13 protein-coding genes are annotated in these 12,879 nt (G+C 39.3%); 6 read left to right on the top strand and 7 right to left on the bottom strand.

The window, feature by feature from the left end; genetic code table 11:
* Positions 1-24 precede the first annotated feature (24 nt).
* Complete coding sequence (locus CYO92_RS00430; protein ID WP_084109918.1) at positions 25-1,659, bottom strand: CTP synthase; 1,635 nt, start codon at positions 1,657-1,659, stop codon at positions 25-27.
* A 125-nt stretch (positions 1,660-1,784) separates the two neighbouring features.
* On the opposite strand from CYO92_RS00430, the gene CYO92_RS00435 reads away from it, so the two are divergent.
* The 4 genes from CYO92_RS00435 to CYO92_RS00450 all read left to right on the top strand — a co-directional run bounded on the left by CYO92_RS00435 (position 1,785) and on the right by CYO92_RS00450 (position 6,689).
* Complete coding sequence (locus CYO92_RS00435; RefSeq protein ID WP_021091886.1) at positions 1,785-2,000, top strand: DUF4492 domain-containing protein; 216 nt, start codon at positions 1,785-1,787, stop codon at positions 1,998-2,000.
* A gap of 1 nt (position 2,001) precedes the next feature.
* Positions 2,002-3,537, top strand: a complete 1,536-nt coding sequence (locus CYO92_RS00440) for a cytochrome ubiquinol oxidase subunit I (protein ID WP_103589193.1) — start codon at positions 2,002-2,004, stop codon at positions 3,535-3,537.
* Positions 3,530-4,654 carry a cytochrome d ubiquinol oxidase subunit II gene (locus CYO92_RS00445; RefSeq protein ID WP_103589194.1) on the top strand — a complete coding sequence of 375 codons (1,125 nt, stop codon included), beginning with the start codon at positions 3,530-3,532 and terminating at the stop codon, positions 4,652-4,654. Before CYO92_RS00440 ends, CYO92_RS00445 begins: the two co-directional genes overlap by 8 nt.
* Before the next feature lie 265 nt (positions 4,655-4,919).
* Positions 4,920-6,689 (top strand): aryl-sulfate sulfotransferase, encoded by a 1,770-nt coding sequence (locus tag CYO92_RS00450; RefSeq protein WP_103589195.1) that lies wholly within the window; start codon positions 4,920-4,922, stop codon positions 6,687-6,689.
* Positions 6,690-6,724: 35 nt separating this feature from the next.
* Here CYO92_RS00450 and CYO92_RS00455 read toward each other — a convergent pair whose 3' ends face one another.
* Together CYO92_RS00455 and CYO92_RS09205 are read right to left on the bottom strand one after the other, a co-directional pair.
* Entirely contained in the window at positions 6,725-7,075 is a 351-nt protein-coding gene (locus CYO92_RS00455; protein WP_103589196.1) for a hypothetical protein, read from the bottom strand.
* A gap of 74 nt (positions 7,076-7,149) precedes the next feature.
* Positions 7,150-7,353 (bottom strand): hypothetical protein, encoded by a 204-nt coding sequence (locus tag CYO92_RS09205; protein WP_141089774.1) that lies wholly within the window; start codon positions 7,351-7,353, stop codon positions 7,150-7,152.
* 243 nt (positions 7,354-7,596) lie between these two features.
* Between CYO92_RS09205 and ilvD the strand changes: the two genes are divergently transcribed.
* Together ilvD and rmuC are read left to right on the top strand one after the other, a co-directional pair.
* Positions 7,597-9,270: a dihydroxy-acid dehydratase gene (gene ilvD / locus CYO92_RS00460; protein ID WP_103589197.1), complete on the top strand. Its 1,674-nt coding sequence runs from the start codon at positions 7,597-7,599 to the stop codon at positions 9,268-9,270.
* A gap of 79 nt (positions 9,271-9,349) precedes the next feature.
* Entirely contained in the window at positions 9,350-10,918 is a 1,569-nt protein-coding gene (gene rmuC / locus CYO92_RS00465) for a DNA recombination protein RmuC (RefSeq protein WP_103589198.1), read from the top strand.
* 34 nt (positions 10,919-10,952) lie between these two features.
* Here rmuC and CYO92_RS00470 read toward each other — a convergent pair whose 3' ends face one another.
* The 4 genes from CYO92_RS00470 to CYO92_RS00485 form a co-directional block, all read right to left on the bottom strand.
* Complete coding sequence (locus CYO92_RS00470; RefSeq protein WP_103589199.1) at positions 10,953-11,243, bottom strand: DUF5339 domain-containing protein; 291 nt, start codon at positions 11,241-11,243, stop codon at positions 10,953-10,955.
* A 111-nt stretch (positions 11,244-11,354) separates the two neighbouring features.
* Entirely contained in the window at positions 11,355-11,999 is a 645-nt protein-coding gene (locus CYO92_RS00475) for a ferritin family protein (protein ID WP_021091887.1), read from the bottom strand.
* A 93-nt stretch (positions 12,000-12,092) separates the two neighbouring features.
* A complete protein-coding gene (locus CYO92_RS00480; RefSeq protein WP_316246169.1) occupies positions 12,093-12,275 on the bottom strand; it encodes a DUF2798 domain-containing protein in 183 nt (60 codons plus the stop codon).
* A gap of 38 nt (positions 12,276-12,313) precedes the next feature.
* Positions 12,314-12,874 carry an NAD(P)H-dependent oxidoreductase gene (locus tag CYO92_RS00485; RefSeq protein WP_103589200.1) on the bottom strand — a complete coding sequence of 187 codons (561 nt, stop codon included), beginning with the start codon at positions 12,872-12,874 and terminating at the stop codon, positions 12,314-12,316.
* Positions 12,875-12,879: the final 5 nt, after the last annotated feature.

Below are 12,879 nucleotides of genomic sequence, written 5' to 3' on the forward strand. Positions count from 1 at the left end.
TTTTAGAGCCAGATGGCTCTAAATTTAAGATTTGACGTTTTCTAAACTTGCCTTTATAAAGCCTAATATCACAGGATTTGGCTTAGTTAGACGGCTAGTAAATTCAGGATGACACTGTACACCCACAAACCACGGATGGCCTTTTAGCTCGATAGCCTCTATCAGTCCATCGCTCTCGCCACTTACCAAAAGACCATTTTTCTCAAAAATTTCTTTATATTTTGGATTTGCCTCGTAGCGGTGGCGGTGACGCTCTTTGACACTTTTTGCATTGCCATAAATTTCAGCTAGAAGTGTCTTTGGTTTTATCTCACAGTTATATGCTCCAAGCCTCATCGTACCGCCAAGTGGGCTTGTGTGCGTTCTTATCTGTTTTTTGCCATGAGCGTCGATAAAGCTATCGATTAGATAGATGATAGGGTTTTTACACTCTTTGTCAAATTCCATAGAATTTGCATCCTCTAAGCCCAAAACATCCCTTGCAAACTCAATTAGTGCTAGCTGCATACCAAGGCAAATTCCAAGATAAGGGATTTTATTTTCACGAGCAAATTTTATAGCCTGCATTTTGCCTAAAACGCCCCTTTCACCAAAGCCGCCAGCTACTAAGATGCCATCCACGTCTTTTAAAAGCTCATTTACATTGTTCTCTTCTATCTTTTCGCTATCTATCCAGCGTAAATTTACCCTAGCGTCTAAATTTGCTCCAGCATGGATAATGCCCTCAGTTAGGCTCTTGTAGCTCTCTTTTAGATCGATATATTTACCCACAAATGCTATTGTAGTTTCATTTGTTGGAGCGATTATCCTTTTTACTAGGCTATCCCACTTTGCCATGTCTGGTTTTAGCTCATTAAAGCCTAAATTTTCAGCGATTGGAGTTAGTATATCTTGTTTTAAAAATGAAAGCGGAATTTGATAGATACTTGCACTATCCAAGCTCTCTATAACGCAGTTTTTCTCAACACCACAGCTTGCTGCGATCTTATCTTTTAGCTCGCGGTTTAGTGGCATTTCAGATCTACAGATGATGATGTCTGGGGTTATGCCTATACGTCTTAGCTCACCTACGCTGTGCTGGGTTGGTTTTGTCTTTAGCTCGCCGGCTACTTTGATAAATGGCACAAGCGTTAGGTGGATATTTAGTGCTCTTTTTTTGCCAACTTCCACTCTTAGCGCTCTTATCGCCTCTAAAAATGGTAATCCCTCGATATCACCAACGGTTCCACCGATCTCAACTATGAGCACATCTTTGCCCTCGCCTGCTTTTTTGATGCGATCAACTATCTCGCCAACGATGTGAGGGATCACTTGTATAGTCTTTCCAAGGTAATCGCCTCTTCGCTCTTTTTCTATAACAGAGCTATAAACTCTGCCCGTTGTGAAGTTATTATCTTGACTTAGGCTCTCATCTAAAAATCTCTCATAATGACCAAGGTCAAGATCTGTCTCTGCGCCATCATCTGTAACAAAAACTTCGCCGTGTTCTAGCGGACTCATCGTGCCAGGATCTACGTTGATATATGGATCAGCTTTTAAAACACTTACTTTTAAGCCGGAATTTTTTAAAAGAGTCGCGATAGACGCAGCTGCGATGCCTTTTCCAAGTGAGCTTAAAACGCCACCTGTGATAAAAATATACTTCGTCTCTTTTGCCATTAAATTTCCTTAAATTTATTTATTTTTTAATTGCGGATTATACCCCTTAAATATTTAGTAAGGCATTAATCGTATAAATTTTAAAAATTATTCTTTAAGTCTTTTTGTTATAGACTTCACAAACTATGATAAAAAACTACCTAAACATCATTGCCTCTTTATATATAGAGGGCTTTAAAAACATGAAAATAGGCAAAAAATTATGGCTTCTCATAATAATAAAGCTTATCATCATGTTTGGAATTTTAAAAGCCTTCATCTTTAACGAGACTCTAAATACCAAATTTCAAACCGACGAAGAAAAAAGCGAATTTGTAATTCGTAATTTAATAAAGGAATAAAATGTCTGAGATGGATTTTGTTGACTGGTCTAGGGCTCAGTTTGCGCTGACTGCCATTTACCACTTTTTGTTTGTCCCACTTACTTTGGGGCTAAGTTTTATCATCGCCATTATGGAGACGATATATGTTAAAACCGGCGATAAAGTCTGGCTTGAGATAACGAAATTTTGGCTAAAGCTCTTTGGTATAAATTTCGCTATCGGTGTGGCTACTGGCATCATTATGGAGTTTGAATTTGGTACAAACTGGGCGAATTACAGCTGGTTTGTAGGCGATATATTTGGCGCTCCACTTGCGATTGAGGGCTTGCTCGCATTTTTTATGGAGAGTACATTTTTTGCCATTATGTTTTTTGGCTGGGAAAAGGTTAGCAAGAAATTTCACCTGCTTTCAACTTGGCTTGTCGCGATCGGTTCAAATTTAAGCGCACTTTGGATCTTAATCGCAAATGGCTGGATGCAATATCCTATAGGCATGAAATTTAACCCAGATACTGCAAGAATGGAGATGGAAAATTTCTTTGAAGTCGCGCTAAATCCTCTTGGCATTAGCAAATTTTTGCACACAGTAACTAGCGGCTACACTATCTCGGCTCTTTTTGTGATAGGAATTTCTGCTTGGTTTTTAATCAAAAAACGCCACATCTTGCTAGCTAAAAAAAGTATCGTCGTTGCTAGCGCATTTGGCCTTATCACTTCGGCATTTTTGTTACTTAGTGGCGATGAGAGCGCATATTTTGTAGCTCAAAAGCAGCCTATGAAGCTTGCTGCGATGGAGGGACTTTATAAGGGCGAGAAAAACGCTGGTCTAGTTGCCGCTGGTATTTTAAACCTAGCTAAAAAGCTTGGCGACGAGAGCGATGCCTTTTTGCTTGAGATAAAGGTACCTTACGCACTTGGCATCATGGCAAACAGAGAGCTTGACTCATTTACACCAGGCATGAATGACCTACTTTATGGCAACAGCGAGCACAATCTAATAAGCGTTGAAGAGAAGATGGCAAAGGGCAAAGTAGCTATCGAAGCTCTTAAAAACTACAAAGAGGCTAAAAAAGCAAACGACGAGAGCTTGATGAAAAGCTCACTTTCAAATTTAGAGAGCAACCTAAATTTCTTAGGATATGGCTATCTTAAAGATGCAAAAGATGCTGTGCCACCAGTTGCACTTACATTTTATAGCTTCCACATCATGGTTGCACTTGGCACTTACTTTATAGCTCTTTTTGCTATCACTCTTTATCTAAATCTCTCAAGAAAATATAAATTTGAAAACATAAGAGCATTTTTGTGGATCTGCCTCTTTACTATACCGCTTGGCTACATCGCAGCTGAAGCTGGCTGGATAGTAGCAGAGGTCGGTCGTCAGCCATGGGTGATACAAGATCTCATGACCGTTGGCGTTGGAGCTACGAATTTAGCAGACTCAAATATCAAAATTTCATTTATATTATTTGCTGTTTTATTTACGGTCTTGCTAATTGCTGAGATCAAAATCATGCTTAAGCAAATAAAGATAGGATTTAACGACCATGCATAGTTTAAGCTTAGAAAATTTACAAATTTATTGGTGGTTTATAGTTAGCCTTCTTGGCGGACTTTTGGTATTTATGATGTTTGTTCAAGGCGGTCAGTCGCTCATCTTTAGCCTTGGCAAGGACGAGCTTAAAAAAGATATGCTCATAAATTCTATCGGTAGAAAATGGGAGCTTACATTTACAACGCTTGTTATGTTTGGAGGCGCGTGCTTTGCGGCGTTCCCGCTATTTTACGCTACTAGCTTTGGTGGTGCTTACTGGGTTTGGCTGGCTATTTTATTTTGCTTTATCATCCAAGCTGTAAGCTACGAGTACCGCAAAAAGCCTAATAACTTCTTAGGCGCTAGAACTTATGAAATTTTCCTTTTCATAAATGGCTCACTTGGCGTTATCCTTATTGGCATGGCAGTTAGTACATTTTTTAGCGGAAGCGACTTTGTGCTAAATGAGCACAACTTTGTCGAGTGGAAGACTCCGTTTCGCGGTCTTGAAGCATTGGCAAATCCTTACTTGTATTTGCTTGGCATAGCGATGTTTTTCTTATCTCGCGTAGGTGGCTGCTTATATCTTATAAACAACATCGCTGATGGCGAATTTATACAAAACGCTAGAAAACAGCTAATTATCAACACCGTGCTATTCTTGCCATTTTTCCTAGGCTTTCTTGCTTGGATACTTATAAAAGATGGCTTTGCATACGACGCAAACGGCGTAGTTAGCCTTGTTGCTTACAAATACGCTATAAATTTGATCGAGATGCCTATCGCTGGCATATTGCTTCTTGTTGGCGTTGTTTTGGTGCTTGTTGGAATTTTCCAAGGGGCATTTACAAAAAGCATTCGTGGAATTTTTGCTTATGGCGTTGGCGTTACGCTTGCTGTAACCGCGCTATTTTTGATAACAGGACTAAATGGCACTGCATTTTATCCGTCATTTAGCGACCTTGCTAGCTCGCTAACTATCAAAAACGCAAGCTCTAGCCACTATACACTTGGCGTTATGGCCTATGTTAGCTTGCTAGTACCAGTAGTGCTTGCTTATATCATCATCGTTTGGCGAGCGATAGATAGCAAGAAGATCACACAAGATGAGATCAAAAACGATCATCACGCATACTAAGGATAAAAGATGTTAGAAGCAGGAATTTTTTTGATACTTTGGCCAGTGACACTATTTGCTAGCTATAAATTTGTTCTTTTTTCTCTTAAGAAATTTGACGCAAATAACTAAAATTTAGGGGCATTTGCTCCTAAATTCTTCTTTTTATTTTCACCCTTTAAAACAACTCTTTTATAAATTTATTTAAGCCACTTTTCATATAAGCGTTAGTTTTGTGTGAAATTTGGGTAGTAAGATATCATTAAATTTTATTAAAGGAGCGAAAATGAGCAAGAATTTCTTAGGTTCTGTTGCCCTTGCGGCTGTTTTGGTTAGTGGTCTTAGTATAGGCATCACTCCACTAGAGGCTGGAGTCCTGGCTCATCACGTAAAGGTTCAAGGCGAGCTTGGCTCAGTCTTTATAAATCCTTACGATGTATCGCCTCTAACTGCTATCATCGATAGAGCTGGCAAAGATATCAAAGATATCCATGTCAAAGTAAAAGGCAAGCCAGATGGCGGTATCGACATCGACTACAACGTCTCAGAGCATGCCCTGCTTACGCATGATGGTGTGCCTATTTGGGGCCTTTACCCTGACTATCTAAATGAAGTAGTCGTAAGCTACACATTTAACGGAGCTAAAAAGATAGAAACGTATAAAATTTACGCCCAGCCTATCGTCACATATAGCCGTGATTTTAGATTTTCTCACATGCAAAAGACTCGCGTCAAAAAGGTCGATCCTGCGTTTAAAAATAGGCTCTATCTCATCAACAATACGATCACGAGCGTTTATAAGCCGCTTGACTGGAAAAACGGCGGAGCTGCTAGCTGGAACGACTTTACCGAAAACTACATCGTAGATACCAAAGGCGAGGTCAGATGGTATCTTGACTATCAAAAATTTTACGACCGCAGCGAGCGCAGAGTGATGGATGGAGGCATGATGATGGGCTTTCATCAGCTAAAAAACGGCGATATCAGCTTTGGTATGGCTCAAAGATATCTAAGATATGACCTTATGGGAAAAGAAATTTATAACCGCCCGCTTCCAAGAGGCTACATCGACCTAAGCCATGAAGTTATGCCATTAAAGGATGATCACGCACTTCTTAGAGTTGGCAAATACAACTACCACCACAAAGATGGCAAAATTTCTCACACCATAAGAGATCACATCATCGAGGTCGATAGCACCGGTAAAGTGGTCGAAGAGTGGGATTTAAATGAAATTTTTGGTAACAACGTCTACCGCAGCAACCTCATAAAAGCGCTTGATGCTAGAGCTGTTTGCCTAAACATCGACATGGACGCAAAAGAGATAAAGATAAGTAATGATTTGCCATTTGGCGATATCACCTCTACTGGCACAGGCAGAAACTGGGCTCACGTAAATTCTATCTCATACGATGAGAGCGATGATAGTATCATCCTCTCACTTCGCCACCAAGGCATCGTTAAAATCGGACGCGATAAAAAAGTAAAATGGATACTAGCTTCGCCTGAGGGCTGGAGTGAAGAATTTAAAGCCAAAGTGCTAACTCCAGTCGATAGCAAAGGCAATAAAATAAAATGCGAAAACTCAAAATGCGAGGGCGAATTTGACTGGTCATGGACTCAGCACACTGCATGGCTAACGCCAAGATACGACAACAAAGGCAGCATAAAACACCTAAGTGTCTTTGACAATGGCGATGCAAGGGGCATGGAGCAGCCAGCCTTTAAAGAGGATAAATACTCCCGCGCGGTTGAGTACAAGATAGATGAGAAAAAGGGCACAGTCGAGCAGACTTGGCAGTTTGGCAAGGAGCGTGGCTTTGACTTTTATAGCGCAGTCACTAGCAACGTTGAGTGGCAAAAGGATAAAAGCACCTACTTTATCTCAAGCTCAAATGTAAATTTACTCCGTCCTGACAAGACTATCAAAATGGTCTTAGTTGAGATCGATCCAAAGACAAATGAGATCAAATTTGAGATGGATGTGGACTCTGCTTCAAGAGATGATGTCGCTTATAGGGCGATGGTTATTGATCCGGAGGTATTTAGTTATTAGCAGTATCTGGTGTGAGATTTTTCTCGCACCAGCTTTTAGTTGTTGTTTTGAAATTTATAGATTGCTTCTTTGATTCTAGTAAGGTTAAAATTTATCGCTCGCTCTAGCTCTGGCAAGTCTATATCTTTATCCGCTTCGAATGTTTTTACCATATCGCTTAGCTCTTTTATCTCATCACTTGAAAGAACTATGCTTTTAAAATTATCATCATCTATCTGGTCAAATTTTAAAAAGATCGATGCAAATTTATCTTTTAAAATTTCTTTATTTAGCTTTCTATTTTCCAAAGCTTTCTTTGTTCCACCATTTTTATTACAGGTTCTAAATATCGAATCTATTGTTTCATTCACTTCATCAAGTAAAATTTCTATTTTTTCACTTTGCATATAAAACTCTCTTAACTATAAATTAAATTTAAAATAAAAGCTAATCGCTCTTGTTTTGGAGATTAGAAGTTGTTTTACTTCTTCGCGTAAAAAGGAAAAATTAAAGTTGTATTTGTGAAGTTATTTTCATAAAAGTTTGCGCCAGAATTTAAAATTTTAGTTTGCATTGGCATCACTTTTATGCCCTCTGTTTTTGCGATCATTTTCTCATCCTTGTTAAAAAAATTTATCGCATTGTATAAATTTTCATAAGTCTTGTAAATTGTACCAGAGTACAATAAAGCCCTATAAATCAATATTTATAACACATTGATAATATTTTTACGTTATTATTTTGCATACTGCTTTGATTAAAATTACCAAAATTTCGTAGCTATTTAGCTCATCCTTTTTGGATAAATTTTAAAAATTTAATGTGTTATTTATGTAATAAAAAAATTTTTAAATTTGCAAAATTTTTTTAAAATCTTTGATACTTTATATGTGATAAAATCCTCTCAAATTTTAAAAAAGGATCAAATTTGAGAAGCGACATAATCAAAAAAGGCTACACAAGAGCTCCACACCGCTCACTTTTGCGTGCGACTGGGCTAAAAGACGATGACTTTGCTAAACCCTTTATCGGCGTTGCAAACAGCTTTATAGAGATCATTCCAGGCCACTTTTTCTTAAACAAATATGCACAAATTTTAAAAGATGAGATTCGCAAGAATGGCTGTATTCCATTTGAGTTTAACTGCATAGGTGTTGATGATGGCATAGCGATGGGGCATGGAGGCATGCTATATAGCTTGCCTAGCCGCGAAATCATCGCAAACTCGATAGAAACCGTGATGAACGCGCATGCGCTTGACGCACTTGTTTGTATGCCAAACTGCGACAAGATCGTCCCTGGCATGGTTATGGGCGCTTTAAGAGTAAATGTACCAACCGTGTTTGTAAGCGGTGGCCCTATGAAAAAAGGCTACACAAAAGATGGCAAGCCGATAGATCTTGCGACTGCGTTTGAGGCGGTTGGTAAATTTGAGACCAAAGAGATAGATGAGGCTGAGCTAAAAGATATCGAGTGCAACGCATGTCCAAGTGGTGGTAGCTGTAGTGGTATGTTTACAGCAAATTCTATGAACACACTTTGTGAAGCGATGGGCATAGCACTCCCTGGCAACGGCACCATCCTGGCGCTAACTCCAGAGCGTGAGGAGCTCATCAGGCAGGCTGCTCGTAGGATCTGCCAGATCGCACTTGATGAGAAATTTAAGATAAGAAACATACTAAATGAAAAAGCGATCCGCAACGCGCTTGTCGTTGATATGGCGATGGGTGGTAGCAGCAACACCGTTCTTCATATGCTAGCCATCTCAAGAGAGGCTGGCGTAAATTTAGACATCAAAGAGCTAAATAAGATCAGCCAAAACATCGCTCACATCGCTAAGATCAGCCCAAGCTTACCAAATGTGCACATGGAGGACATCGGTAGAGCTGGTGGCATGAATGCAGTAATAAAAGAAATTTCACGCAGAGATAATGGCATGCTAAATTTGGATAATCTCACAGTTAGTGGCGAAACTTTAGGAGAGCGTGTAAAGGTAAGTGACATCAAAGATGAAAGCATCATTCACAAAGTAGAAAACGCCTATTCGCAAGTTGGCGGACTTGCCATTTTATTTGGAAATTTAGCTGAGCAAGGCTGTGTCATCAAGACAGCTGGCATCGTTGGTGAGCGTAAATTTAGTGGCAAAGCGGTCTGCTTTAACTCACAAGATGAAGCGATTGCTGGCATCTCAAGTGGCAAAGTAGATAAAGGCGATGTCGTCGTCATCCGATACGAAGGTCCGCGCGGAGGCCCTGGCATGCAAGAGATGCTAAGCCCTACTTCACTCATCATGGGACGAGGCCTTGGCGCAGACGTGGCGCTCATCACAGATGGTCGCTTTAGCGGAGCGACAAGAGGTCTAAGCATCGGTCACGTAAGCCCAGAAGCGGCTGAAGGCGGCATGATAGGTTTGCTACAAGATGGCGATATCATCGATATAGACGTCGATAAATACGAGATAAACGTTCGCCTAAGCGAGGCTGAGATCGCAAAGAGAAGAGCAGAATTTAAGCCAGTTGATAAACCGCTAACCTCTCGCTGGCTAAGGCAATACCGCAAACTAGTCACAAACGCAAGCAACGGTGCAGTGCTAGAAGCATAAAAATTTACTATAAAAGCAAGGAGTGTCTCTTTGCTTTTATAAAAATATAAAAATTTCTTCATTTTTTTAAGGATACTAAATGCAACAAGATTTCTATTTTTATGCTGCCATATTTTTAGGAATACTATTTTTGATTGCGATATTTGTCATCTATTCATTTAATAGAGACAAACTCGAGCTAAAGCGAAATTTGGCGCAAAAAGAGCAAGAAAATTTTGAAATTTCATCAAATCTAACAAATTTAGTATCTAAAAATAGTGAAAATCTGCAGCTAATCAGTGAGCAAAAAGCAAGACTTATGTCAAATCACGAGCGAATAGACGAGCTCATCGGCGAGATCGATGCGCTAAAAACCAAAATAGCACAAAAAGATGAAGCCGAAGATGCGATGGAGCGCGTGATAAACGAGCTTAAAGAGAGTATCGGTACAGCAAATGAAAGGGCCAAGAATAACGAGGCAAATTTCACTGCAACACTAGCCGAGCTAAATCAAAATAAAAATGCTTTAGTTGAAGCAAGTGAGAGAGAAAATAGATTAAAACGTGATATGGCTGTGCTTAGAAATGAAATAGAAGCAAAAGAAAATAGCCTAAAAGAGCAAGAGGCAAATTTATTAAAAGTAAAAAATGAATTAAATTTGGAATTTTCTAATCTTGCAAATAAAATATTTGAAGAAAAAAGTGCAAATTTCACACAAAATAGCCAAAATTCTTTAGATCTTTTACTAAAGCCACTAAAGGAGCAAATTTCAACCTTTCAAGAGCGCGTAAATGCAGTCCATGACGCGTCAGTTAAAGGCATGAGTGCGCTAGGAACGCAGATCAAACACATAAGTGATATCGGCATCACTATGTCAAAAGAAGCAAACTCACTTGCAACTGCTCTAAAAGGTAGCAACAAAACACTTGGAAATTGGGGAGAAATGCAGCTTGAGCGGACGTTTGAGGCTTCTGGGCTCATAAAAGGTGAACACTACTTCACCCAGCAAAATTACAAAGATGAAGAGGGCAAACGCTTTATTCCTGATTTTGTAGTAAAAATCCCTGACGGCAAACATCTGATAATAGACTCTAAGGTCTCACTAATCGCCTATGAAAAAGCCATTAGGGCTAGTAATGACAATGAGTTAAATTTGGCTCTAAAAGAGCATATCGTTTCTATGAAAGGTCATATAGACAGTCTAAATAGTAAAAACTACGGCGATATCGTACCTGAAAGCCCTGACTTTGTGCTTATGTTTGTGCCGATAGAGCCAGCTTACCTTGAGGCTATGAAATTTGATAGCACACTTTTTGACTATGCATTTGAAAAACGCGTGGTTTTAGTCTCTCACTCTACCCTTATGCCTATTCTTCGCACAGTGGCAAATTTATGGCGCATAGAGCGTGGCAATGAAGAGGCCAAAAATATCGTAAAGAGTGCGATTAAAATTTATGATAAAGTCCGCAATGTGGCCGAGCATATGAATAGACTTAGCAATACACTAAATACTGCAAATAAACATTTTAATGCCCTAGCAGCAAGTTTTAGTGGCAGAGATGGTCTTGTCAGTAGGCTTGAAAATTTTAAACGTTTATCTCCAGATGAACAAAAAGAGATAGATATAAAAGAGATTGGTGTTAATAGCGAGTTAGCAAGCGATGATTAAAAAACGTGGCTAGAGAGCCTAGCCACATGGAGGTTTATTTTAAAAGACCTTGTTTTTTCATTTGGTCCATTACTTGAGCAAACATCTCTTTAGCTTGTTTGCAAGTAGCGTCTTGTTGCTCTTTTGGTAAAGAAGCTAGTTGATCCATTGATTGTTTCTTTTGATCTTCATACATTTTTACTTGTTGCTCTTGACCAGCTTGTTTGTAAGCTTCGACCATTTTGTCGATATCTGAGAAGTATGATTTGCAAGTATCTGTAAGATCTGCAGCGTTTAGGCTTAATGCAAAGCCAAGAGTAGTTAAAACTAAAAGTGATTTTTTCATCTCTTTCTCCTTGTGAAAATTTAAGGAGATTATATAACTTTTTTATTTTAAATAGATTTAAATTTATTAAATTTAGCCAAGGCGCCAGTCTTGGCTAAATTTTTTGGCTTTTTAGCCTAAGAATTCGCGCTTAAAATACTCTTTTGGAGCCTTGCAAAGTGGGCAAGCGCCTGGAGCTTTTTTGCCTCTGTGAACGTGTCCGCACACCTCACAAACCCAGATATCTTCCTCGTCGCTCTCAAAAAAGCCCTCTTCATCAAGCATCTTTTTAAGCTCTAAATACTCTCTTTCATGCTCAACCTCGACCTTGCCGATCGCGTTAAATAGCCTCTCAACATCTCTTAGCTCTTCTTCTTTTGCGATCTTTGCAAAGTCTGGATACATCGTCGTATGCTCGTAGTTTTCGCCAGCTGCCGCATCAAGTAAATTTTTATCCATCTTATCGATCGGATCGTTCATCAGCTCGTGATATTTTTTAAACTCAGCTCTTGCATGCCATTTCTCATTTTCAGCTGCTTCGTAAAAGTGTCTAGCTATCGCGTGATAGCCTGCTTCTTTGGCTAGATCGCCGTAAAGCTCATACTTATTTCTAGCTTGTGACTCGCCAGCAAATGCCTTCATCAAATTTACAGCTGTTAAATTTTCAGTCACGCACTTCATCTCTTCGCCACAACAGGTTAGTGTGCCGCCGCCAACTTTTTGAACTTCGATCTCGTTGCCGCATTTTTCACATTTGTATGTTTCGTACTGTCTCATTTTGACTCCTATTTTGATAAATTTTAATTGGATTATAACCAAATAATTAAAATAAGTAAATAATAATTTTTATTGATAACGTATATTATTATTTTATTTTTTACATAAAATTTGTGTGAGTTTTGTTACAAATGGAGAGACTAGCAAAAGCACAGGATACGCCACTACAAAGGCTTTTACATAAGCGATTAGCCAAATTTTCACAAAGCCATCAACAAAGCCAAGATTTAGATACGTCAGCACAAATGACATAAAAAACGCCATAAATGCTGACATTATAAACGCAAAAACATATCTATAAAATTTCGCCGGTATCATGAAATTTTACCTATCAACTCCTCTAGCCTCTTTGCATGATCAAGCGCCTTTTGCCTCATCAAAGCAAGCTTTGCCTCATCGTGCCTACTCTGATATGATAGCCCTCCGCTATAAACATAGCCTGCAAACTCCATGCCACACATATTTGCTAACGCCCTAAGTGGCGGTAAAAACTCCTCTATCTCGTAGTGCTGAAGCGCCTCTTTTTTATAAAGCTCCTCAGGTGCTCCAGAGGTAAATGAAAGCACCAGCTTTTTGCCACGTAGCTTATCTCCCTTGCTGCCATGAGAGAAGCTATGAACTAGCACGTCCTCAAACCACTTTTGTAAAAGCGATGGCACGCCGTACCAGAAAAATGGATAAACAAGCACGATCACATCAGCCTTTACTAGCTTTTTTTGCTCGGCTTTTACGTCTATCACGTAGTTTTTATAAAGCTCGCTTAGTATGTCAAATTTAGCCTCTGGCACCTGCTTTTTTAGCTCGCCCAATATAATCTTATTTGCAAAGGAATTTTCAAGGTCAGTGTGACCTGATACAACTAAAATTTCACTCATTTTTG

It is taken from the genome of Campylobacter concisus, assembly GCF_002913715.1.
In the GTDB taxonomy this organism is placed as follows: Bacteria; Campylobacterota; Campylobacteria; order Campylobacterales; family Campylobacteraceae; genus Campylobacter_A; species Campylobacter_A concisus_AG.